This is a genomic window from Actinomyces gaoshouyii (assembly GCF_002072175.1).
Taxonomy (GTDB): domain Bacteria; phylum Actinomycetota; class Actinomycetes; order Actinomycetales; family Actinomycetaceae; genus Actinomyces; species Actinomyces gaoshouyii.
Genome location: NZ_MVIV01000002.1, coordinates 362,613 through 386,211, shown reverse-complemented (window position 1 = coordinate 386,211; position 23,599 = coordinate 362,613). Strand labels below are relative to the sequence as shown.

The 23,599-nt window shown below is 72.0% G+C and carries 15 protein-coding genes and 3 tRNA genes; 8 read left to right on the top strand and 10 right to left on the bottom strand.

The genetic code is table 11. The features are described 5' to 3' along the window. Positions 1 to 71 precede the first annotated feature (71 nt). Entirely contained in the window at positions 72 to 1,517 is a 1,446-nt protein-coding gene (locus B1H50_RS03415; RefSeq protein ID WP_080462353.1) for a GuaB1 family IMP dehydrogenase-related protein, read from the bottom strand. A gap of 166 nt (positions 1,518 to 1,683) precedes the next feature. Between B1H50_RS03415 and B1H50_RS03410 the strand changes: the two genes are divergently transcribed. Further along, positions 1,684 to 3,606, top strand: a complete 1,923-nt coding sequence (locus B1H50_RS03410; RefSeq protein WP_080462352.1) for an alpha/beta hydrolase — start codon at positions 1,684 to 1,686, stop codon at positions 3,604 to 3,606. Positions 3,607 to 3,721: 115 nt separating this feature from the next. Here B1H50_RS03410 and B1H50_RS03405 read toward each other — a convergent pair. The 7 genes from B1H50_RS03405 to serS form a co-directional block, all read right to left on the bottom strand. Beyond that, positions 3,722 to 3,797, bottom strand: a tRNA-Arg gene (locus B1H50_RS03405). A gap of 978 nt (positions 3,798 to 4,775) precedes the next feature. After that, a tRNA-Ser gene (locus B1H50_RS03400) sits at positions 4,776 to 4,862 on the bottom strand. 78 nt (positions 4,863 to 4,940) lie between these two features. Next, a tRNA-Ser gene (locus B1H50_RS03395) sits at positions 4,941 to 5,026 on the bottom strand. 118 nt (positions 5,027 to 5,144) lie between these two features. Then, positions 5,145 to 6,500: an AGE family epimerase/isomerase gene (locus tag B1H50_RS03390; protein WP_080462351.1), complete on the bottom strand. Its 1,356-nt coding sequence runs from the start codon at positions 6,498 to 6,500 to the stop codon at positions 5,145 to 5,147. 115 nt (positions 6,501 to 6,615) lie between these two features. After that, positions 6,616 to 8,112 (bottom strand): ABC transporter substrate-binding protein, encoded by a 1,497-nt coding sequence (locus tag B1H50_RS03385; protein ID WP_158082818.1) that lies wholly within the window; start codon positions 8,110 to 8,112, stop codon positions 6,616 to 6,618. Between the two features lie 32 nt (positions 8,113 to 8,144). Further along, positions 8,145 to 9,284: an HAD family hydrolase gene (locus B1H50_RS03380; RefSeq protein WP_080462350.1), complete on the bottom strand. Its 1,140-nt coding sequence runs from the start codon at positions 9,282 to 9,284 to the stop codon at positions 8,145 to 8,147. Further along, positions 9,281 to 10,558 (bottom strand): serine--tRNA ligase, encoded by a 1,278-nt coding sequence (serS, locus tag B1H50_RS03375; protein WP_080462349.1) that lies wholly within the window; start codon positions 10,556 to 10,558, stop codon positions 9,281 to 9,283. The genes B1H50_RS03380 and serS overlap by 4 nt, the downstream gene beginning before the upstream one ends. A gap of 322 nt (positions 10,559 to 10,880) precedes the next feature. Between serS and B1H50_RS03370 the strand changes: the two genes are divergently transcribed. Continuing rightward, positions 10,881 to 11,828 (top strand): LysR substrate-binding domain-containing protein, encoded by a 948-nt coding sequence (locus B1H50_RS03370; protein WP_080462348.1) that lies wholly within the window; start codon positions 10,881 to 10,883, stop codon positions 11,826 to 11,828. Between the two features lie 28 nt (positions 11,829 to 11,856). Then, on the top strand, positions 11,857 to 12,825 hold the full coding sequence (locus B1H50_RS03365) for a diacylglycerol/lipid kinase family protein (RefSeq protein WP_080462347.1): 969 nt from the start codon (positions 11,857 to 11,859) through the stop codon (positions 12,823 to 12,825). 12 nt (positions 12,826 to 12,837) lie between these two features. Here the strand turns inward: B1H50_RS03365 and pheA are convergent, their stop codons facing one another. Continuing rightward, complete coding sequence (gene pheA, locus B1H50_RS03360; RefSeq protein ID WP_080462346.1) at positions 12,838 to 13,773, bottom strand: prephenate dehydratase; 936 nt, start codon at positions 13,771 to 13,773, stop codon at positions 12,838 to 12,840. A 218-nt stretch (positions 13,774 to 13,991) separates the two neighbouring features. On the opposite strand from pheA, the gene B1H50_RS03355 reads away from it, so the two are divergent. Next, on the top strand, positions 13,992 to 16,745 hold the full coding sequence (locus B1H50_RS03355) for a hypothetical protein (protein ID WP_080462345.1): 2,754 nt from the start codon (positions 13,992 to 13,994) through the stop codon (positions 16,743 to 16,745). A 97-nt stretch (positions 16,746 to 16,842) separates the two neighbouring features. Further along, the gene (locus B1H50_RS10060; protein WP_143231753.1) at positions 16,843 to 19,098 is read left to right on the top strand and encodes a hypothetical protein; all 2,256 of its coding nucleotides are present in this window, start codon (positions 16,843 to 16,845) and stop codon (positions 19,096 to 19,098) included. 55 nt (positions 19,099 to 19,153) lie between these two features. On the opposite strand, the gene B1H50_RS03345 is transcribed toward B1H50_RS10060, so the two are convergent. Then, positions 19,154 to 20,047, bottom strand: coding sequence for a glycosyltransferase (locus B1H50_RS03345; RefSeq protein WP_080462343.1), 894 nt, complete (start codon positions 20,045 to 20,047; stop codon positions 19,154 to 19,156). Positions 20,048 to 20,836: 789 nt separating this feature from the next. Between B1H50_RS03345 and B1H50_RS03340 the strand changes: the two genes are divergently transcribed. The 3 genes from B1H50_RS03340 to B1H50_RS03330 all read left to right on the top strand — a co-directional run bounded on the left by B1H50_RS03340 (position 20,837) and on the right by B1H50_RS03330 (position 23,569). Then, the gene (locus B1H50_RS03340; protein WP_080462342.1) at positions 20,837 to 21,679 is read left to right on the top strand and encodes a sensor histidine kinase; all 843 of its coding nucleotides are present in this window, start codon (positions 20,837 to 20,839) and stop codon (positions 21,677 to 21,679) included. Further along, entirely contained in the window at positions 21,676 to 22,386 is a 711-nt protein-coding gene (locus tag B1H50_RS03335) for a response regulator transcription factor (RefSeq protein ID WP_080462341.1), read from the top strand. The genes B1H50_RS03340 and B1H50_RS03335 overlap by 4 nt, the downstream gene beginning before the upstream one ends. A gap of 130 nt (positions 22,387 to 22,516) precedes the next feature. After that, entirely contained in the window at positions 22,517 to 23,569 is a 1,053-nt protein-coding gene (locus B1H50_RS03330; protein ID WP_080462340.1) for an ABC transporter substrate-binding protein, read from the top strand. Positions 23,570 to 23,599: the final 30 nt, after the last annotated feature.

Below are 23,599 nucleotides of genomic sequence, written 5' to 3'. Positions count from 1 at the left end.
CGGGCTGCCCACCTGTGCATGAGTAACTGAGTTACTCGGTTACTCGGAGTATGGCGGCTTGACCCGCATGTTCACCATGAGACGGGGACGGGGGCGCCCTCGCGGTAGCCGGAGGCGGACTGCAGGCCGACGATCGCCCGCTCGCGGAACTCGGCGATGGAGGCGGCACCCGCGTAGGTGAAGGAGGAGCGCACGCCAGAGATGATCTGGTCGATGAGGTCCTCGACGCCGGGGCGGGCCGGGTCGATGTACATGCGTCCGCCGCTGATGCCCTCCTCGAACAGGGCCTTGCGGGCCCGGTCGAAGGCGTTCTCCCCCTCGGTGCGCCCGAGGACCGCGCGTGTGGAGGCCATGCCGAAGGACTCCTTGTAGGCGCGCCCGTCGGCGTCGATCTGGGCGTCGCCCGGAGACTCGTGGGTGCCGGCGAACCAGGAGCCGATCATGACGTTGGAGGCCCCGGCGGCGAGCGCGAGGGCGACGTCGCGGGGGTGGCGCACGCCGCCGTCGGCCCAGACGGAGGCCCCGAGGTCGCGGGCGGCCTGCGAGCACTCCAGGACGGCGGAGAACTGGGGCCGGCCCACGCCGGTCTGCATGCGGGTGGTGCACATGGCGCCCGGGCCGACCCCGACCTTGATGATGGAGGCGCCGGCGGCGGCGAGGTCGCGCACGCCGGCAGCGGTCACGACGTTCCCGGCGGCGATCGGCGCCCCCTCGGGCAGGGCCGCGCGCACGGAGGCGACGGCGTCGAGCATCCGGTCCTGGTGGCCGTGGGCGGTGTCGACGACGATGACATCCACCCCGGCCTCGACGAGCTCGGCGGCGCGCCCGGCGGGATCCCCGTTCATGCCGATGGCGGCGCCGATGCGCAGGCGGCCCGCGACATCGACGGCGGGGCGGTAGATCGTGGAGCGCACGGCCCCGGCGCGGGTGAGGACGCCGACGAGGCGGCCCTCGGCGTCGACCACGGGCGCCATGCGGCGTCGGGCGGCCTTGAGGCGGTTGAAGGCCTCGCGGGCGTCGATGCCCTCGGGAAGGGTGACGAGCTCGGTGGACATGACGGCGCGCACCTGGGTGAAGCGGTCGACGTCGGAGGCGTCGGAGAGATCCACGATGCCCACGGGCCGATCGGTCTCCGGGTCGACGACGACGGCGGCGCCGTGGGAGCGCTTGGGGATGAGGCCCATGGCGTAGCCGCAGGTGTGGTGGGGCTTGACGGTGACGGGGGTGTCGTAGACCAGGTGGGAGGCCTTGACCTGGGCGACCGTGTCCATGACGACGTCGACGGGGATGTCCTGCGGAATGATCGTCAGCCCGCCGCGACGGGCCACGGTCTCGGCCATGCGCTTGCCGGCGACGGCTGTCATATTGGCCACGACGAGCGGGATCGTCGTGCCGGTGCCGTCGTCAGTGGTGAGGTCCACACCCATGCGCGAGCCCACGGAGGACCGCGAGGGCACCATGAAGACGTCGTCGTAGGTCAGGTCGAAGGACGGGTCCAGCCCGTTGAGGAACTTCACCTCCAGAGCTTAACCGAGTCGCGGCGGGGACGACCGTCGTCCTGCGGCGAATCGGCCGATGCATCGCTCCAGCGTCCCTAGGAACCCCAAACATCGAGATGAGAGACCCTTACCCTCATCCTTAAGGAGGATGCACGAAGCATGAGAGGAGATTGAGGCTTCCCCTATGGGATCCCTGGTTCGCGCACGTCACCGCACGCTCCTGGCCATTCTCTCAGCGGCTTCCCTGTCGCTCGGTCTCACCGCCTGCCTCCCCGGCGGCCCGGGGGCCACTGGTCCCGGTGCCCCCGGCCCGGCAGCACCGGCGGCCTCCTCCAGCTCCGCCGCAGTAGCACCCGCATCGAGCGCAGCGGTCGCACCCGCGACGGATCCCGCTACCAGCACCACCGCTGCGGCCAGCCCGACCGCCTCCGCATCGCCGTCGGCCACCGCGGCCACCGCGCCCAGCGCCGCCCCCGGGGCTGCGGACCTGAGCGCATTCCTGTCCCAGTCGGTCGCATGGGAGAACTGCGACCTGGGCGACGCGTCCACGTGCGCGACGATCGCGGTCCCGCTGGACTACTCGCAGCCCGGCGGGCAGACGATCACACTTGCGCTGCGCAAGATGATCGCCGCCGACGGCAAGGGCGAGAAGGGCAGCCTCGTCATCAACCCCGGTGGCCCCGGGGCCTCCGGGCTCGACTACGTCCCCATCATCTCCGACTCCCTGTCGCCGCGGGTTCGCAACGCCTATGACATCGTCGGCTTCGACCCGCGCGGCGTCGGGAAGTCCACGCCGCTGACCTGCTGGACCGCCGCCGACCTCGCCACCGCCTCCGATCAGGCCTCTGAGCAGGTCTCCGAGGGACAGGAGGCCACCCCCGAGAGCAAAGAGACGACTGTCCCGGACGAAGCCGCCCAGGTGGGAGGCGCGGCCGGTGGCGGGGCCGAGTCCCCAGATCTGGACGCGGCCGCCGGTGGAGCGGCCGAGACCTCCACCGACCCGACGACGGCCGCCGAGGCCCAGGCCCAAGGCGCCGCTCTCGCCAAAGCCTGCGCCCAGAACTCCCAGGTCCCCGAGCTCCTCGACCACATGGACTCCCAAACGGTCATCCGGGACATGGACGTCATTCGCTCCGTCCTCGGCGACGAGAAGCTGAGCTTCCTGGGCGCCTCCTACGGCACCTATCTCGGCGCCGCCTACATCCGGGCCTTCCCCCAGCGCACCGGGACGATGATCCTGGACTCCGCCCTCGATCCGTCGCTCACCCGCGCCCAGGTCCACTCCGAGGACATGGCCTCCACGGAGAGGCGGGCACTCGAGTACATCACCGCCTGCCAGTCAGCCCCCGGCTGCCCCCTGACCGGCACCCCGGAGGAGGGGCGGGCGCAACTGCTCGGCTTCATCGAGAGCGCCGACGCCCAGCCCCTCGCACTGGACACGACCACGACGACCCTGCGCTCCGCCGAGCTCCGCTCGATGATCCTCTACATCGCCAAGCACTCCGACATCTACTGGGCGCAGTCTCTCCCCGGCCTGAGCGAGGCGATGAGCTCGCGCAACGCCACGAAGCTCTACAGCACGTACCGCGCCGCCCTGCAGGCCTCCAGCCGCAAGGGCAACCGGACATGGCCGCCCCTGACGGCGGACCAGCGGCTCACCAAGCTGTGGAACACCACGTACGTCTCCTACGCGGTGCACTGCGCCGATTACCCCAACCTCGGCGACGCGACGGGCTGGGACGCCCAGGCCGCCAACGCCAAGAAGGCCGCACCACTGGCCTACAGCGGGCGGAAGGCCTACATGGACGCGATCTGCCACGGCTGGGGCCGCTCCGCCTCCGCCCCACAGCACCAGGCCTTCTCCTCGCCGACCACCGGCCCGGTCCTCGTGATCGGCAACAAGAACGACCCGACGACGCCGTACGCCTGGTCGGAGTCCCTGAGCCGCGAGCTCACCGGCAGCCGCCTCATCAGCGTCGACGAGGCCATCCACGGGGCAGTCGGCAGGAATTCCTGCGCGACGAAGGCGGTCAACGAAACCCTCCTGGACGGCAGCCTCCCGACCGAGGGCACCACCTGCCCCGCCGACACCGCGACTGGGCAGTGAGTCTCGTCAGAACATGATTCGGGTTGTTCATGACCGCGCCTGTCGGCCGGACTCGGCCTCCCGAGCATTGAAAACACCCCGACTCCGACTGTCGATCCAGCCGATGACGGGGTGCTGGTGCGCCAGAAGGGATTCGAACCCCCAACCTGCTGATCCGTAGTCAGCTGCTCTATCCGTTGAGCTACTGGCGCATGTCGTTTTCGACAGGCAGGACTTTACGCCGAGCCCCTGGGCTCGCCAAATCGCCCGACCGTGAGGCGCGGCACAGGGCTGGGCTCACGGTAGGCCCGCCAGAGCCCGATGGCGATGCTCCCCATCCGCGCAGAGCTCTCCGGCCGGGTGCGCCTGATCCTCTGGATGGGAGCCGGCGATCAGGGCCGCCTTCAGAGCGCTCCCGCGGTCCAGCATCCGCTCCGCCCTTCCTCTCCATTCCTGCCCGTGGTGCCGGCGCTCCCTTGCTCCCGACGGTCATGAAGCAGGCTATGCGCCCCAAGCGACTCCCCGTCGTTGATCTTCGTCAGCATCACGGCCGGTCAGAAGTATTCCGGGAACGATCAGGGCCCGTGGGCCCGGGTGTCACCCGGGCCCACGGGCCCTTCGTTCGTGAGGCCGCTCAACTCCCCCGGTTCCCATGACAAGGGAGGAGCCGGCCTCCTTCACCGGAGCGCTTGGAGCAGGCTCCCTAAGACCTGCACCAGCCTCGGCCCGAACCGATCAACGGGCTCCCCAACCCTCCCGATCCGTTCCGCCCGGCGGTGACATCCATATAACTCCGCGGACCTGGGAGCACACCCTCGACTTCACTGTGAACCGCCTGGGAAATCCAGCAGGCGCTCGAAGCCCGACGCCGTGGCGCTCAAGGCAGCCGTCCAGGGCAGCGCTCCCCGCGATGCTCCTGACGGCCAGGCGGTGCCTCAACGGCCCATCGGCGCTCAAGACACCTCGATCCTCCATGATCCTCCATCCCAGGCCATTCGGATGGGCCGCCCGGATGAGGCGAGAGGGTGGGCCGGGCCCGTCCTCCCCCGGTTGCCGCCGCGCACTGCGCTTGTGGACGCGCGGCAGGGTTGCCACCGCGCGGCGGGCCTGACGCTCCATCCGGGCGAAAGCCCCTCACCCTCCACCAAGCGCAGAGAAGCCCCGGGAGAGCGATCCCGGGGCTAGTCCGGCGGAGACGGGGGGATTCGAACCCCCGAGGGGCTTCCACCCCAACCTCCTTAGCAGGGAGGCGCACTAGGCCACTATGCGACGTCTCCAGATGCGAAGCGCGCTGCGAGACTACCCCAGGGCGTCCCGGCCCCGCAAAGCGAGGCGCGAGCGCCGGACAGCCGCAGCGGAGGAAGAGGGATTCGAACCCCCGGTGCGCGAGGCGCACAGCGGTTTTCAAGACCGCCACATTCGGCCGCTCTGTCATTCCTCCCTGGCCCGGCGCGACCGCCGGGCAGGATCGACCTTACAGCATCGTGCCCTGCCGGTTGCCAGTCGGACGCCGGTCACTGCGTGGAGGGCGCCGCGCTCACGGCACTCGCCGGCTCGCCTCACCCACGGCCGAAGAGCCCACGACGGCGCGAACCCCTCCCATGCTCTTCGACGGGCGGCGCCGAAGAGGGCCGGTCGAGGCGGCCCTCGGCGATGGCCTGAGCCATCGAGGGCCACACCGGCAGCCGGGGCATGAGCACCGCCTGGAGAGCGTGGTAGATATCCGGATGGCCGTCCCAGGTCCGCGCGGACGGCGCATTGGAGCTGTCGAGCTCGTGCCACCACACACCGGGCGAGGCGATGAGGAACTCCTCGGCGTAGTCCAGCCACGTGCGGTAGCAGTGCTCGTAAAGCTCGACCTCGATCTCGCCGCGGCCGTCGTCGAGCAGGGCTTGACGGATCGCGGCGGCGGCGGAGATGCCCTCGCAAACGACCCAGTGCATGCGCTCATGGACGATGGGCCGACCGTCGAAGTCCGTGGTGTAGACGAAGCCCGGCCCGCCGTCGACCCTCCAGGCATCCACGCGGGCACGGTCGAAAAGCGACTCGGCGGCGTCGAGCATCCAGTCGGGCGCGGACAGGCGGCGGCCCACGAGCGCGGCGCGGGCCTGGACCGTCAGGCGCGCCCATTCCAGGCCGTGCCCGGGCGTGGCCCCGTAGGGGCGGAAGGGGTGGTCGGGGGCGTCCTCGTTATAGTCCAGGCGCGGGCGCCAAGCGGTGTCGTAGTGCTCGGGGAGGCGCCAGTCATGGTCGCGGGCGTGGACATTGACGGCAGAGTCGATGATCTGGACGGCACGCTCCAGCCACACCGGATCCCCGGTGACATCGGCGGTGGCCAGGAAGGCCTCGACCGTGTGCATCGCCGCATTGAGCCCGCGGTAATCCTCAGGATCACTCCAGTCCACGGCGTAGGACTCGATCGGCATCCCGTAGGACTCGTCCCACCAGTGCGCCTCGACGACGCGACAGGCCTCGGCGAGCAGTTCATGGGCGCCGGGGCGGTTCGCGGCCGTCGCCGCAGCGGCGGCGAGCATGACGAAGGCGTGCTGGTAGCACTCCTTGCGAGCCGCCTCCCGAGTGGGAACGCCATGACCCTCGGCGTCCAACTCATGGCCGACGGCGGAGTACCAGCCCCCGTGGGTGCGGTCGCGCAGCGCGCGGGACAGGGCCCGTACACCATGATCGGCGTAGCGGCGGCAGCCTGGGACCCCCAGGAGTGTTCCCAGGGAGAAGGCGAAGGTCATACGGCCGGTGATCCACAGCTCAACGGGGCGCGAGGCGTCCACGGCGCCGTCGGGCCCGATCCAGCCGAAGCCCGCAGGCACCCGCGCGGCCCGCCCGTGGCGCAGGAGCGCCTGCATCTCCTCGGCGAGCCAACGGTTGTGCTCCGGCGCGCCGAACCATCCCAGTCCCATGAGCCCTCCTCGCCCCAGTGCGCATGGGCGGGAGCGGACGCGGCGGAGCGCCCTCGCCGCCCATGCCTGATGCAGCGCAGGCTACCAGTCGGCGGGGCCAGCCCACCCGATGGGCTCACCTGGTGGGCCAGGCCCTCTCCGCCTGGGCGAGGGCAGCCTCGGAGTCCAAGGATCCCGCGGCCCAGGAGGCCAGTGCCCTCCACAGCGCGTGCACGCCGACCTCGGGGGGCATGCCGTCAGAGGCATCCATGCGGATGAGGGAGTAACGCGACTGGAGCATCTCGGTGGCCCGCCGCCCCACGCGCGAACTGATGGAAGAGGCGTCCACACGCTGGTTGGCGGTGGCCACCCCGCCGAGCGCGGCCCTCGTCTGCGCCCACTCGGCGCTGGTCATGTACTCGGCCAGCGCCTGCGCACCCGGGCCGTCGGAGAAGGAGACGAGGTAGTCGCCGCCCACGAGGACGGGAGTCTCATCATCCGAGGCGCTGGGCACGAGGAAGGCGTCGAGGTCGGCGCCGCCGTCGGGCAGGAGGGTCTCGAAGGAACTCGAGGCGTGGACCATGTAGCAGCGGCCCTCGGCCAGAGCGGTGGCGGCATCCTCCAGGGTCATGGCCGAGGCGCCCGCCCGTCCGCCGAGCACATGCCCGTCGGCGAGGACGAGGGAGGCCACCGAGTCCAGGGCGCGCACGACGGCGGAGTCGTTGAGCGGCACCCTGTGCGCCCCCCAGGCGTCATAGGCGCCCGGGCCCTGGGTGGCCAGGATCGCATCCTCCAGCCAGTCCGTGACCGTCCAGCCACTCGTGGGGCCGTCGGCCACCGGCAGGCACCAGGGCACCGGATGCTCGGCGCTGGCCCCGGGACTGGCGCTCGGGGAGGCCTGCGCGGCGGCCTCACCACTCGGAAGGGCGCTCGCGCTCGCCGTCGCTCTGGCCGTGGCGCCCGGGCCCGCAGCCATCTTCTTCGTGAGGGACTCCAATTCTGCCCAGGTGGTGGGCACCTTGTAACCGGCCCTGAAGAAGGCCGCCGGCGAGTACCAGATGAAGGACTTCACGGCGGCCATGAGGGGCGCGGCGTAGAGCGTGCCGTTGTAGGTCCCGGCATCGCCCCAGGTGCGCTCCCATCCGCGCTCCACGTTCGCCCCGACCTGGTTGGACAGGGCCACCAGCCGACCATCGGAGACGAGCTCGGAGACGATACTCGCCTGGGGGACGATCGCGAGATCACCGTGGCGCCCGGCGCACAGGTCCTCCTCGAGCATGTCGGAGCCGGTGTGGACGACGCTGATGCCGGTGCAGGTGGTGAAGGCCTCCAGGGAGGCCTCCAGGCGCTGCGCCTCGACGCCCGTCAGCGGGGAGGTGAGCGTGAGGGAGGTGCCCCGCAGCGCAGGATCCGCCTTGCAGCCGGGCGCACCGCCGGCCTGAGCACCGCTGACGCCCTTGGGCGCGCAGCCGGCCAGAGCGGCGCCGACCAGGGCGCGCGCCGTCACCGCCCCCATGGCTCGGCGCGAGGGGCGGGGAAGCACCGGGCCACCGCCGGAGCCGGCGGCGCCGGTCACGATGCCGGCGCCTCTGGCACGCCGGACGGGATTGGGACGGCGGATGACGGGGCTCATCAGGGCTCTTCTCTCTCGGCGGCCCGCAGGGATCAAGTGGTCAGAAGATCGACGAGGGCATCGAGGACCGCAGCACATCCATCATGCCAGACCGACTCGGTGATGATGTCGGCGCTGGCCTTGACGAAGTCGGGAGCCGAGCCCATGGCCACGCCGAGGCCCGCCCAGCGGAGCATCTCGATGTCATTGGTGCCGTCCCCCACGGCCACCACCTGGGAGGCGTCGGTGCCCAGACGAGCGGCCAGGCCCGCGAGCGCCGTCGCCTTCGAGACTCCCTCGGGGGCGACGTCGAGCCAGGAGGTCCAGCCGATCGAGTACTCCTCGACGGTCGAGGAGCCCGTGGAGCGCACGAGACCGCTGAACTCCTCCAGGCTCATGGCCGGTGCGCGCAGCACCACGCGGTTGACCGGCCGGGAGACAATCTCCTCGTAGCTGACGACGCGCTGGTCCTCGATGAGCTCGCCGTCGGGGAAGAGCCGGGTGACGAGGAAGCCCTCATCGGGGACCTCAACGGCGAAGATGCCCTCCGGGATGGCCCGGCGCAACGTGGAGATGACGTGCGCGGGATCGAAGGTCACCGAGTCGACGACCTCGTGCCCGCGCTCCAGGCCGGGGTCCAGGCGCAGCGTGAGAGCGCCGTTGGCGCAAACCATCCAGCCGTGGCGGACGCCGATATGGCGGGCCACCGGCAGCGAAGCGCTGACGCTGCGCCCCGTGGACACGACGATCCGGGCGCCGGCGGCGTCCAGACGGGACAGCGCGGCGTGGACGCGATCGGAGACGCGCCCGTCGCGGTCGAGGATGGTGCCATCGACGTCGAGGGCGACGATGAGCCCGGGTCCCAGGGCCGGGCAAAAGCCCGGGGCGCCCGGGGCGGCGGTCCCAGCCGGTCCGGCCTGGGCGGCCGGGCCCGCGGCGTCGAGGATCGGGGCGATGGCCTCGGCCCGGTTGGCGACGAGGCGGGCGTAGGCGTCGTCATCCAGGGGGCGGGCCCCGGCGGGTCCCGGGTAATGGGTGGCTCCGCCGAGGCTGAGGGCCGGGGCGGAGTCGGGGTCGAAGTCCGTCAGCGGCGCGCCCGAGGGGCGCACCTCATCGGCCGCCCCCCACCGCTCACCCGGGCCGGGCACCTCTGCCGCCCCCGCCTCGGGGCGACGCGACCGGTCCAGGCTCATCGCTCGACGGGCTCGATGACCTCGAGGCCGCCCATGTAGGGGCGCAGGCCCTCGGGGACGACGACGGCACCGTCGGCGCGCTGCTGGTTCTCCAGGATCGCCACCATCCAGCGGGTGGTGGCCAGGGTGCCGTTGAGCGTGGCCACCGGCGCGGTGCCGCCCTCGCGCCGCTCGCGGATGCCCAGGCGCCGGGCCTGGAAGGTGGTGCAGTTGGAGGTGGAGGTGACCTCCATCCAGCGCTCCTGGGTGGGCAGCCAGGCCTCGCAGTCGAACTTCCGGGCGGCCGAGCTGCCCAGGTCCCCGGCGGCGGTATCGATGACCCGGTAGGGCAGGCCGACCAGTGCCAACATCTCCTCCTCCATGGCCAGGAGGCGGGCGTGCTCCGCCTCGGCGTCCTCGGGGCGGCAGTAGGAGAACATCTCGGCCTTGTTGAACTGGTGGACGCGGATGATGCCGCGGGTGTCCTTGCCGGCGGCGCCGGCCTCGCGCCGGTAACAGGTGGACCAGCCGAGGTAGCGCTTGGGGCCGGCGGTCAGGTCGAGGATCTCATCGGTGTGGTAGCCGGCCAGGGCCACCTCGGAGGTGCCGGTCAGGTAGAGGTCATCCGCCGGGAGGTAGTAGATCTCGTCGCTATGGGCGCCGAGGAACCCGGTACCGCCCATGATGGCGGGAGATACGAGGGTCGGCGTCGTCATGGGGGTGAAGCCGTGGCGATCGGCCAGGTCGAGGGCGGCGGTCATGAGCGCGAGCTCCAGGCGCATGCCGGCGCCCTTGAGGTAGTAGAAGCGGGCGCCGGAGACCTTCGCGCCGCGGCGCGTGTCGATGATGCCCAGGCCCTCGCCCAGGGCGAGATGGTCGGCGGGGGTGAAGCCCTCGGCAGCAAAGTCGCGCGGTTCGCCGCCCCCGTGGCGCAGGAGGACGTAGTCCTCCTCGCCCCCGGTGGGGGCGCCGGCGATGAGGTTAGGGAACTGGCGGGCGAGATCGTCGAGCTCGGCGGCGGCGCCATTCGCGGCGGCCTCGGCGGCCCTGACCCGCTCGGCGAGCTCCTTGGCGCTGGCCAGAGCGGCATCGCGCTCGGCCCCCGGGGAGGCCTTGCCGATCGACTTGGACACGCTCCTCTGCTCGGCCCGCAGGGCCTCGAAGGCGCCCAGGAGGCAACGGCGGGACTCGTCAGCGGCGATGATGCGCTCGACGAGGCCGACGTCGGCGCCGCGGGCGCGCTGGCTGGCGCGGTACGGCTCTGGGTTCTCACGGAGCTCGCGCAGATCGATCATGAGGCCGAGTGTAGCCAGCGGCCGGGCCGGGGCGCGCCGTCGAGGCCGCGCGCGGCGGAGGGCCGGCAGCGGTGGCGGTCACCCGCGCAATGACCATTGATCACGCAGACACTCCGGAGCTCCTTAGAAAACTTCTGCATTCATTGGATAAGCGCCTATAGTGAGGCCAATAGCGGCTCCACCTGCGAGCTCACCTGACCAATGCGGCTGCCCTGGGCCGCCCGACTCCTCACGCGGCCCGTCCCTGCGCGGACGAGCGCATCCCGCATCCCTCCATCCTCCCGACCCGATACACACCCCCATCCTCACCCCAGGAATCGCTATGCCCTCCTCCTCGCTGCCCTCCTTCTCGCAGTTGCGCGCCTTCGTCGCGCTGTGCGACCACCAGCACTTCGGTGAGGCCGCTGCCACCCTCGGTGTCTCCCAGCCCAGCCTCTCGCAGGCGATCACCGCCCTGGAGAAGCGTGTGGGCGGGGAGCTCGTCGAGCGCACCACGCGGCGCGTGCTCGTCACCCCTCTCGGCGAGACCCTGCTGTCCTACGCCCGTGAGGCGGTCCTCGCGGCGGAGGCCTTCTCCGACGCCGTCATGAACCAGGGAGAGGCCCTGACCGGGGCGCTACGGCTGGGGATCATCCCGACCCTCGCCCCCTATGCCGCGCCCGTCCTGCTCGACGGCCTGCGCGAGAACCGCCCGCGGCTCCAGCCCGATATGCGCGAAATGGTCACCGGGGACATCCTGGACATGCTGGGCCAGGGCCGCCTCGATGCCGCCATCATCGCCGTCGACTCCGACACCCCCCGCATCACCGCAGTGCCGATGTTCGATGAGCCGCTCATCATCCTCACCGCCGCCGACCACCCCTGGGCGGGCCGCGAGGACATCACCCCCGAGAATCTCGATGACGAGAACCTCCTCCTCCTCGACGAGGGCAACTGCCTGCGCGACCAGACGCTCGCCCTGTGCCAGCGCTACGGCAACCGTCCCCCGATCGCGGTGGCCACGACGCTGTCGACGGTCATGCGGATGGTGGCGCACGGGGTGGGCATCACCGTCATCCCCGAGGGCGCGCTGAGCATGCTCAGCAGTGCGGACGCCCACGGCGTGGCCCACTTCGCCGCTCCCACGCCGGTGCGCCATATCGCCCTGGTCCACCGGGCCTCATCCTCGCGCACCGAGGATTTCGCCCAGCTCGCCGCAATCGGCACCGATCTCATGCGGTCCACCGGGCTGCCGGTCCTGGAGCCGACTCCGATCGCCGAGGCCGCCTGAGCCGGCCTCCTGAGCAGATCGCGGCCGAATGGGCGGGCTGGCCTGCGTCGTCATCAACCCCTCCAAGCGGAGGGCGACGCCGCGCCTGCGCGCCGCCCTCGCCGCCGAGCTGCGCGCCGCGGGGTGGGCGCGCGTCGACTGGGCGGACACAGCCCCCGAACAGCACGGGGCGCGCCAAGCCGCCAGAGCCGTGGAGGCCGGCGCGGGGCTGGTCATCGCCGTCGGCGGGGATGGGACCGCACGCGCCGTGGCCGACGGCATCGCCCGGGCCGGCGGCCCTCGCAGCGGGGTGGAGCTCGGCATCATCCCACTCGGCACGGCGAACCTCGCGGCCCGCGGCCTCGGCCTGCCGTTGCGCCGCTGGCCCGCACTGCGCCTGGCGGCGGGCACGGCGGCGCACCGGTTAGCGCCGATCGACCTTCTGCGGGTGAGCACGGAGGCGCTCGAGGCCGCCGGGGCGCCTCCTGAGCCCTGCCTGGTGGTCACCGGGATCGGATTCGACGCCCGGCTCGTGGCCGCCACCCGCGCCGGGCTCAAGCGCCGCACCGGCTGGGGGGCCTACGCGATCGCCGCCGCGCGGAGCCTGAGGTCGCCGCGCCTGCCAATGCGCATAGCCGTCGACGGCGGGACCCCGGAGGAGGCTCGCGCCCGCTGCCTGCTCATCGCGAACTCAGGTCGACTGCCCGCCGGGATCCGTCTGCTGCCGGGCGCCCGCATGGACGACGGCGTGCTCGACGTGGCCGCGATCGACGTCAGGCACGGCCTGGTCGGCTGGGCCTCACTCGCCCGCCAGGTCCTGCCGCCCGCGCCCGCCCGCTACTCGCCGCCCGGACGGGGAGCAGCGGACGTGCGGTTGGCCCGCGGGCGCGAGGCGGTGGTGAACCTGGTCGAGCCCGCCCCGCTGGAGATCGACGGCGAGATCCTCGCCCCGGCCAGGTGGGCGCGCGTGCGCGTCGAGTCCGGCGCCGTCGCCGTCCGGGTGCCGCGGACGGGGTGAGCGCGGGTCCGGCTAGAGCGTGCGGCCGGCGAGGACGTCGGCCACCCAGGCGCGCGCCACGGTGAAGTCCTTGTCGCTCGTGCCGGCGCTGACCACCACCGGACGGCCGTCGAGCCGGGGGTAGGAGCCGAGGAAGCGGACCATGGGGCAGGTCCGGTGCAGGCCGATGAAGGCGGCCTGGACGCGCTCCTCGCGGATATGCCCCTCGATATCGATGCTGAAGCGGTAGCGGCCCAGGGAGTCGCCCACGGGGCGGGACTCGATGCGCGAGAGGTTGACCCCGCGGGCGCTGAACTGCTCGAGCATGTCGAGCAGGGCGCCGGCGCGGTCGTGCGGGAGCTGGACCATGAGCGTCGTCTTGTCCGCGCCGGTCGGCTCGCAGACCCGCCCGGGCCGGGAGATCACGACGAAGCGGGTGACGGCATCGGGGTTGTCCGCCACACCGCCGGCGATCACATCCAGGCCGTACTGCTGGGCGGCCAGCGGGTTGCACAGAACCGCCTGGAAGCCGGTCTCGGAGCCCTCGGCGAGCGCCTTGGCGGGGGCGGAGGTGGAGGTGGAGGCCACGTAGACGGCGTCGGGGAGGTTGGCGTGGGCCCAGCCGCGGCACTGCGCCCAGGCGTGGGGGTGGGTGGAGACGGCGCGCACGTCCTCCAGGCGGGTACCGGCGCGACCGGCGAGCACGAAGGTGATGGGGATGGCCACCTCGGCGGTGATGACCAGCGGGGAGGAGGCGATGAGGTTGTCGATCGTGGCGTTGACTCCGCCCTCGACCGAGTTCTCGATGGGGACGACGGCGGAGGCGGCCTCGCGCTCGCGCACCCGGTCCAGGGCGGTGGGCACATCGGGGCAGGGCTCGACGTCGACGGCCGCGGGCGCGACGGCGCGCAGGGCCATCTCACTGAAGGTGCCGGCGGGACCGAGGAAGGACCAGACAGGAGCGCTCATGGGCCCGAGGGTATCCGCGCCCGTCGCGACACGCCGCAGCCGTCCGCGAGACCGGTCGAAAATAGGAGCGAGACCGGTCCGTGGACCGGTCTCGCTCCTATTTTCGACCGGTCTCGCCAAGAGGGTGGGAGCAACCCCAGAATGCGGACTCACCGTACGTCAGGGGCGGACTCATGCAAGGATGCGATCTACCTCACCCTCGATCTCAAAGGCGCATCATGAGTGATGAATCCACGGTTCCAGATGATCAGCCCCCCTCCGGCCCCACCGCGGCCGAGGCGCAGCCCCCGGATTCAACAGCACCGCCCCAGCCCGCCCCCGAGCTCCGGCCACTCGCCGAGCAGCCCCGCCCCACTTCCAGCACCGCCTACGCGGGCCAGCCGGTCGCGGCCCAGGGGCTCCCCGGCCAGCCGGCCTTTCAGGCGCCGCCGAGCATCGTGTCGCAGGCGCTATCGCCGCTGGGCCGCGCGCCCGCGCAGATCTCCTTCCTGCTGACCCTCGCGGCGGTGCTCGGCACAGCGCTCATCTCCGCGATCCTCATCCTCGTGACCATCACATCCTCCACGGACAAGGCGCCATCGGGAATCCCGCTGCTCCTCGTCGCCATGGGCTACAGCCTGGGCGGCCATCTGACCGGCGGCATCGACGAGGGCTCGCACGGATCGGTATCCATCGGGGCGTCCATGCTCCCCCTGGGCACACTCGCAGCGGCGGCGACGACGGTCTACTTCCTCGCGCGCCGCCGCGCGCGCCAGGACGAATCCTGGGGGCCGTTCGGCGCCGTCGCCCTGCGCGCGGCCCTGGAAGCACTAGCCACCGCCATCGTCGCCTGCCTCCTGACCGGCATCGTCTCCCTGTCCGGCGACGGCATGAGCCGCGGCCTGGAGAAGGGCGAGATCCATACCTCGCCGGTGTGGATCCTCCTCAGCGTCTGGGTCCTCGTCTTCGGCGCGCTGACGGCCGCGCGCGCTGGTAGCGCCTTGCTGGCGCGCGCCCCCGAGACCATCCAGCGGCTGGTCCGCGAGCTCGGCGGGCTCGCCTGGGCTGTCGGCGTCGTCCTCGGCCCCGTCGTCGTACTGGGCGCCATCGTGGGCGCCGCGCTCAAGGACGCCGCCCCTGCGATCCTCGTCATCCCCGTCTACCTCGGCAACCTGCTCGTCTACGCGCTCAGCCTGGGCACGCTCGGCGGAGTGTCGCTCTCGACGGACTTGCGCAACGCCTTGGGCATATTCGAGGACATGCCGGTCGACGCCGGGACGACGATCCTGGCCTGGGATGCGCTGGGGGGCTGGTCGGCCCTGCTGTTCCTGGCGATCCTGGTGCTCCTGGTGGTGGCCGCGGCGCGCATCGGCACGCGCCGCCAGCGCCTGGCCGCACCCTCCTTCGAGCGCGTCTGGCAGATGCCGGTCGCGGGTCTCGTCCTCGCCGTCGTGGCGCTCCACCTGCTGGTTCCTCTGAGGGTTCATATCGGCATCTCCGTGGCGCGGTTGGCGTCCAGCAGCGCGGGTTTCTCCCTCGGCGCATCGTGGTGGTCCTCCCTCGCACTCGCGCTCATCCTGCTGGTGATCTCCTTGCTCGCCGAGTACATCCCCGGCCTGCTCCACGCTCATGCGGGCCCGCTGCTGCGCCTCATCGGTGGCGGCACCGCCGTCGACCGCTGGATTACGGGCCTGCCGACCACCGGAGCGCTCCCGATGGCATCCGACCAGTTCGCGCCAGCGCCGGCCATCTCGACCAGTCCGATCGCCTCCGCTGATCCCACCGCGGCAACGCCTCCATCGCCGGAGGTGCCCGCGGTCAGTCCCGGTACAGGGGCTTTCCCGCTCAGCGCGCCCGGCACCGGCGCCCTCCCGCTCGCGGCCCCGGCCACAGGATCATTCCCCGCAGGCGCGACTCTCGCCGCGGGCGGCACGGCATCCGCGTCGGCCATCCCGCCCCTCATGAGCCCCCAGGCGCGCCGCCACCTCAAACTGGCCACGGGCGCCGTCGTCGCCTGCCTCGCGCTCCTCATGGGCGTCTTCATCGCCGTCGAGGTGCTCAACTCCCAGCGCACGCCCAAGAAGGAGGTCGAGAAGTACCTCGATCTCGTGGCCGCCGGGAAGGCCTCCGAGGCGACGGCCATGGTGGACCCAGGAGTGCCGAACGATCGGCGCGCGCTCCTGACGGACTCGGCCATGTCCGCGACGACATCGCGGATCACCGTGGTCGACGTCGAGGAGAAAGGAAGGGGAAACGACAAGAAGCGGGTCGAGGCCACCCTGTCCCTCAATGGCAAGCAGATCACCCAGATCTTCACCGTGTCCTCCGAGGACAAGTCCTTCGGCCTGCTCAACAACTGGAAGGTGGAGACCTCGCTGGCCATGCCCGTCCAGCTGTCCTCCGAGTCATTGGGAGGCCTCAGCGTGGGCGGCACCGAGGTCACTCTGGAGAACCCGGGCAAGGGCGCGAAGGGACTGACGTCCTCGGAGCGCACCGGCGGAACCGCCACCCAGTACATGTACCCCGGCATCTACCCCATCACCAGCACGTCGGCGACCTCCGCCTATGTCACCACTGACGAATCCTCGGTCACGGTCCTGCCCGGCGACGGCGGCGCCTCAGGGATCCTTCTCGCCGTCGAGGGCAAGCCGACCGAGGAGCTCAAGCAGTACGTCCTGACCAAGATCAACGAGAAGGCCGCGAGCTGCGTGACGCCGCCGACCAATACCGACAGCTTCTGCCCCTACGAGCTGCGGGCCACGGATCTGGCGTCGCTCTCAGTGACAACTCCGGCGAGCACGGTGACCATGGACAACACCTCCATCTTCAAGAGCGGGACGATCGTCTTCACCTACCGGAAGAAGCCCTCCACGTGGAACAAGAACCCGAAGGACCAGACGGTGAAGTACGCCTTCTCCGGGACGGTCGAACTGTCGGGGAGCGGCGACCCGGAGGTGGCCGTCACCAGGGCGGCCCACTCCTACGTCTTCTGACTCCGCCCCACCGCCTCCGAACCGGTCTCGACCCTCATTTCGACCGGTCTCGATACTGGTTTCGACCGGTCTCGCGCGGGGGCCGTAGGCTTCTCGAGTGAGCAGACGACGGCGGAACCCCCAGCAGCGCTTCGCGCGCGCAGTGGTCTACGGCATCATCCTGCTCACCATCCTCGGGATGATCCTGACGATGGTCGGCATGGCCACCACCGCCTTCGCCCAGGCCCCGGCGACGGCGCCCCCCGCCGCCCGGCAGGACGGGGAAACCGCTGCGCCCGCCCCCATCGTGGTACTGGGGACCCGCGATCTGAGCTGGGGAGGCCTTCGCGAGATCGAGAGCTCCTCCTCCCCCGCCGCCGGCGATGCCGGCTCCCTCCTCGACGCCGCGAGCAGCGGCGAGCCCGTCAATGTCGTCGTGCGCTCGGCGAACCCGGCCACCTGCCCGGCCGACGGCTGGATGACCCTCGGCGCCGGGTCCCGCGCCCGCGCCCTGCCCCCCGGCGCCGCATCCGCCCCGACCACCCCCGCCTGCCTGGACGCCCCTGACGCGGCATCCGCCCTGGCCACCTCCAGAGACTCCGGCTACGAGGCCCGCCCCGGGGCGCTGGCCATTGCCCTGGCGGAGGCCGGCGTGCCCGCCACCGCCATCGGGGATACCGCCTCCCTCGCACTGGCCGCCGAGGGCGGGGCCGCAACGACCGGCGACAGCCTCGAGGACCTCCTGGCCTCCAGCCCCAGCGGGCTGGCCCTCGTCGACACCGCCGCCGGGGCCGCCACCGCCGAGCAGCGGGTGACGACCCTGGCGCGGGCCCACGAGGCGGTCCTGGCCGCGATGCCGCAGGCGAGGGTCGTCATCGTCTCCGTTGCCGACGCCGAGGGTCCCAGCCCGCAGATCGGCATCCTGCCCGCGGGCACCACCTCCCCGCGGGGCCGTGACGGCGGGCTGCTCGTCGGCGAGTCCACCCACCAGGCAGGACTCATCCAACTCACCGACCTCGCCCCCACGATCCTCGCCGCGCTCACCGGGAGCCCCCACCCGGGCGGCGCCTCCGCGCGGATGACCGGCAGCGCCCTCGCCCTGCCCGATTCCCCTCCCTCGGCCGCGAGCGCGGAGCCGGGGGCTACCGACTCCGCGGACCCCAGCGCCGTGGAGGCGCTCGCCGACGACGCCCTGCGCGCCCGCGCCTCCCACCTGACCACGATCCCGTCCGCTCTGCTCCTCATCGCCGCCTCCGGGATGCTCGCGCTCACGGCAGCCCTCGCCCTGCGGCGCGCGCGCCCGCCGCGCGCACTGATCACTCTGCGCGGAGCCGCGCTGACGACCTCGTGCCTGCCGCTCGCCGCACTCCTGTCCGGAGCCATTCCCTGGTGGCGCGCCGGGGCGTCGGCGGGCGAGCCCTCATCGGCCGCCGTGGCCGCTGCCGTCGCCTCGATCCTGGTCATCGGCGTCGCCCTCGTCGCCCTCGTCGCCCTCATCGCCCGGGCCGTGGGGCATCCCGTGGCGCTCGTCGCGGGGCTCACGTCGCTGGCTTGGCTGCTCGACGCCGCCCTCGGGGCGCCGCTGGCCTTCAACGGGACCCTGGGCATGGACGCCGTCGTCGCGGGCCGCTTCTACGGCATGTCCAACACCGGGTTCGCGATCGCCTCCGCCGCGCTCGTCATCGCAATCGCCGCGCTCCGAGTCCTCGCGCCCCCCGGCCGCGGCTGGGCCCTGGGGCTGGTGGCGCTCATGGGCGGTGGGGCCCTCGCGCTTGACGGCGCTCCCTGGCTCGGCGCCGACCTCGGAGGAGCGCTCACGCTCGCGCCCGTGCTCGTGGTGCTGGCCGTCGCCCTCACCGCTCCACGGCTGGACCGACGCGGCCGACTGCGCGCCGGCCTGGGCGCCGGCGCGGGCATGCTGGTGGTCGGGGCGATCCTGGCGGCCCTCGACCTCGTGCGCCCGGCTGATCGGCGCACCCACCTGGGGCGCTTCGCGGCGGGCCTCGCCGACGGCTCGGCCTGGGGCACGCTGGGGCGCAAGGCCGGGGCGCTCATCGCCCCTTTCCTCAGCAACGCACTCGCCCTGGCGACGCTGATGGCCGGGCTGGTCGCCGTCGTCGGCGCGGCCTGGTGGGGGGCCCGGGAGCACCGGGCGTGGCGCGAGGGGCAGTCCGCCTACCAGTGGCTCGTCACGGGTTCCGCCGCTCCGCGCTGGGTTGGAGCATCACTGGTGGGGCTGGGGGTGCTCGTCGTCGTCGAAACGCTGCTCAACGACTCGGGGCTGTCCATGGCCGTGATCTCAGCGGCGGCGGCGGCGCCCCTCATCCTTCGGGGGCTGCTGGCAGAGTCCCCGGGGCAGCGGCCTGAGCGATAGCCCGGGGCCTTCGCGATGCGCCCGGCCCGCGCACCCGACGGGTGTCTCGGGCCCTTCAATCCCGGGAGGCGGGGCGCGCCTCGGCGGGCGCCTGGCCGCCGGCGCCCTGCTCATCGACTGCCCCATCCGCCGGCGAGTCATCGGTGGCGGGCTTGACGGCCCGGAACGCCATGAAGGGCGCCTGCGCGCGGATCGCGCCCTCGTCCCGCGCATGAATCGGCACGCGCTGGCCGCGGAGCTTGCGCCGGGCGATGGCGTGGATGACGGCGCGGTACTGGGCGGCGCGGTGCAGCTTGCCCGCCATGTCATTCCCGGAGGCGCGGTGCTGGATGTCGCAGGGGACCTCGATGACGGTCAGGCCCGCGACGAGCACGTCGATGGTCATGCCGACCTCCACGCCCCAGCCCTCAGCGAAGGGCTGGGCGGCGTCGTAGGCGGCCCGGGTCAGGCAGCGCTGGCCGGACAGAGGGGCGATCGGCGCCCAGCCGGTGGTGGCGGCGATGGCGCGGCGAGCGGCGCGCACGACGCGGCCCCGCCCGCCGGCGCCCGCCTGCTTGGGCAGGACGGCGATGGACATGTCCGCTGCGCCGTCGAGGACCGGTGGAACCAGGTCGGCGCAGGCGGCAGCGGAGTCCCCGAGGTCGCCGTCGAGGAAGAGCAGGAGGCGGGTGGGGCCGTCCTCGTAGTCGCGCATGGCGACGACGCCCGCGCCGGTCTCCATGGCGGAGGCCTTGCCCCGGCTCACCGAGTGACGGACGGTGACGGCGCCGGCGCACCGCGCCGCGCTCTGAGTGGAGTCGCTGGATCCATCATCGACGACGACGACGAGGTCGACTCGCGGGATGGCGCGACAGGCGCGGACCGTGGCCGCAATACGGTCGGCCTCGTCCTTGGCGGGGATGACCACGGCGACTCGTTGATCGGCTCGTGGTGCGGAGGACGAACTCACGGGGCAAGCCTAGTCATGATCGGGGCTCCCGTGTGGGATCAGACGACCACCTCCTCGGGTCTCAGCTCGGCAACGGGCAGCGGCTCTGTTGCTGAAAGCTTGCGGATTCCATGCATTTGCCCAGGTGGCTTCCGCGGGCGGTGGAAACCGCCGCCGGAGCGTGGAAGCCTGGACGCAGGGTCCCGTCAACGGCGACGGGCTCCCCGTTCTCCCCCCATCTCTTCTCAGCGGGCCGCCCGCGTGTCGCGTGAGCACCCGCCGACAGCGCCGTCGGTTACGGGCATCGCCCCTCCAGGACCGGAGCTCAGGGCGGCCGGGCGCCGTCGGCATCAGCACAGGGCAGTGGCGCGGCGGGGGCGACGGGCGGCTCCGACCGGTCTCGTTGCTGTTTTCGACCGGTCTCGCGGGAGGGTAGGTGGCCGCCGCCGGGGCTTGCGAGCCTTCCGGCGGCGGCCACCTGGAGCTCCGCACCACTGGAGCCGACACATTAATGATAACGATTCTCGGATGAGATGTCACGTATCCGACCCGATCCCCTGCGAGGAGGAATCACGCCCAACCCCGACCAGCTCGCCCGCATCCGCACCGCGCCCAGCTCCACCGCCCCCTTACTCCCGGCCCGCGCGCGCCGACGGATGCGCTCTGCCCTGACCGGATGCGCTCCCCTGATGGGTGCCGCCGGCACCGAGAGGAGCGGGCAGAGCGCACCGGTCGGTGTTCTTGGCACCTCTCGGCGCAGGACGCGCCCCTCGGCGCGGGTGCTCCCGGGCGAGGCGGCACAATGACCCCATGCCCAGCGCCTGGACCCCCGCGCTTCTGGCCGCCCTGTGCCTCGTCCTTGCCGCGGCCTGCGGCATCGCCGCCCGGCAGCGCCACCTCCTGCGCCTGGCGCGCCTGGACAACGCGCGCCTGCGCGCCACCGCCCAGGACCGAGCGACCCCGCGCGACGTCCTGGCGCACGAGATCCGCACGCCGCTAGCCCTCATAGGCGCCTCCGCCGAGCTCCTCGCCGAGGAGACCCCCGGGGAGCTCAACGAGGTGCAGCGGCGCTTCGTCCACACAATCCAGGACAACGCCCGCCAGGCCCAGCAGATGGCCGAGGACTTCCTCACCGAGGCCCGCCTGGGCCACGAGCTGTTCTCCCTGCGGCTGGCGCACGTGGAACTGCGCGGCCTCGTGCGCGAGCTCATCCAGGAGATGCGCCGCACGGCGAGCAATCCGATCCGACTGGAGGAGCGGGGCCGCCCCATCCGCGCGCACGCCGACCACCGCCTCCTGCGCCAAGCCATCGCCAACACAGTCACCAACGCCCTGCGCCACTCCCCCGAAGGCAGCGCCGTGACGGTGCGCGTCAGCGCCGAGGCCGAGGACGCACTCATCACCGTCATGGACGACGGCCCGGGCATGACCCCCCACGAGCGCAGCCAGGCCTTCGAGCCGTACGCAACAACCAACCCCCTGGCGGCCCCGGCGAGCCGGGGCGCGGGCCTGGGCATGCTCGTCACGCAGCGCATCATGGAGGCGCACGCGGGCAGCGTCCTCATCGACACGATCATGGCCAAGGGCACCGCCGTCTACCTCTCGCTCCCCCTGCGCCGCGGCGCACCACCGAAGGAGGGCCAACCGTCGTGATCGCGCCCCCAACCCCGCCATCGCTGTCCGCGCTCGTCGTCGACGACGAGCCGCAGATGGTCTACATCATCACCTTCGCACTCGAGACCCAGGGCTTCAGCTGCCTGAGCGCCTCCAGCGCCGAGGAGGCCTGGACGATCCTGTCCGGTCAGGCCATCGACCTCGTCATCCTCGACGTCATGCTCCCCGGCGCCAACGGCGTGGACCTGTGCCGCCGCATCCGGGCAGCGGGGATCGGAGCGCCCGTCATCCTCCTGACGGCGCTGGGCGACGAGCCCGACCGGATCGCCGGACTCGAGGCCGGAGCCGATGACTACGTGGCCAAGCCCTTCTCGCCCCGGGAGCTCGCCCTCCGGGCCCGCGCGGTCACCCGGCGCACCGGGGCGGGCCCGGAGGCGATCGAGAACGGGCCCCTGCGGGTCTCCACGCTCACCGGGCGGGTCTCCTGGGCGGGGCGCTCGATCCCGCTGCCGGATACCGAGGCCAGACTGCTGGCGGCGCTGGCCCGCCGCCATGACACGGTCGTCACCTGGCAGGAGTTGCTCGGCGAGGTCTGGGGCACGAGCGACGACTCCGGGGGCAGGGAGATGGTGCGCACCACCGTCTACCGCCTGCGCCGTCACCTCCAGGCCCGGGGCATCGGCCCGCAGATCGTCATCTCCGCGCGCGGGCGCGGCTACCTCATGCCTCGGCTCGACGACGCGTGAAGCATGGCGGCACGCATAACAGCACTGTCACGATCCGTGACCGTCGAGGCATGGATCATGACCACGCCCACGGAACACGATGGATCCGATCGGCGCAATGAGGCGCCGCTGACGACAGAAAGGCACCCCCATGCGCTCCCCTCTCCGCCGCACCACCGCCGCTGCTCTGCTGACCGCGAGCCTCAGCCTCGCCGGATGCACGGGCACCACCGGCTCATCCTCCGGCGGCGACGGGGATGGCCCCATCACCATCGCCTGCGGCGCCATGGAGGACCTGTGCCAGGCCTGGACCAGTGCCTTCACCGCCGACACCGGCATCCAGTCCACCTATGTGCGCCTGTCTTCCGGTGAGACGGTGGCCCGTCTGGCCTCGGCCAAGGACAGCCCCGAGTTCGACGTGTGGCACGGCGGCCCCGTCGACGGCTACGGGGAGGCCGCCAACCAGGGGCTCATCGAGGCCTACGCGTCACCCGAGGCCGAGAAGATCCCCGCCCAGTACAAGGACGCCGACGGCAACTGGACCGGCGTGTACATCGGCGCGCTCGGCTTCTGCTCCAACAAGGCCCAACTCGACAAGCTCGGGGTGGAGGTCCCCGACTCCTGGGACGACCTCCTCGACCCCGCCCTCAAAGGCCAGGTCTCCACCGCCCACCCCTCGACCTCCGGCACCGCGTTCACCACCCTGTGGACGCAGGTCACCCGCCTGGGTGGCGAGGACGCCGGCCTGGACTATATGAAGAAGATGCACAACAACGTCCTCCAGTACTCCAAGTCGGGAACCGCCCCCGGGCAGATCGCCGGGCGCGGGGAGGTCGCCGTCGGGCTGGTCTTCTCCCACGACTGCGTGAAGTACCAGGAGGAGGGCATGAGCGACCTCGTCGTCTCCTTCCCCAAGGAGGGCACGGGCTATGAGGTCGGCGGTATCGCCCTGGTGGCGGGCTCGGAGCACAAGAGTTCGGCGCAGAAGTACATCGACTGGGCCATCTCAGCCAAGGCGCAGAACGTCGGGCGGACCGTGGGCTCCTACCAGGCGCTGACCAACCCGGAGGCCACCCCGAGCGATAAGAGCGTCGATCTGTCCACCCTCGCCCTGGTCGACTACGACTTCGCAGCGGCCGCCAAGGCGAAGTCGGAGCTCACCGCCCGCTTCGACGAGGAGATCGCCGCCGCCCCCAAGCAGTGACGGCGCGGTCGGCGTCTGCGTAAGGACATC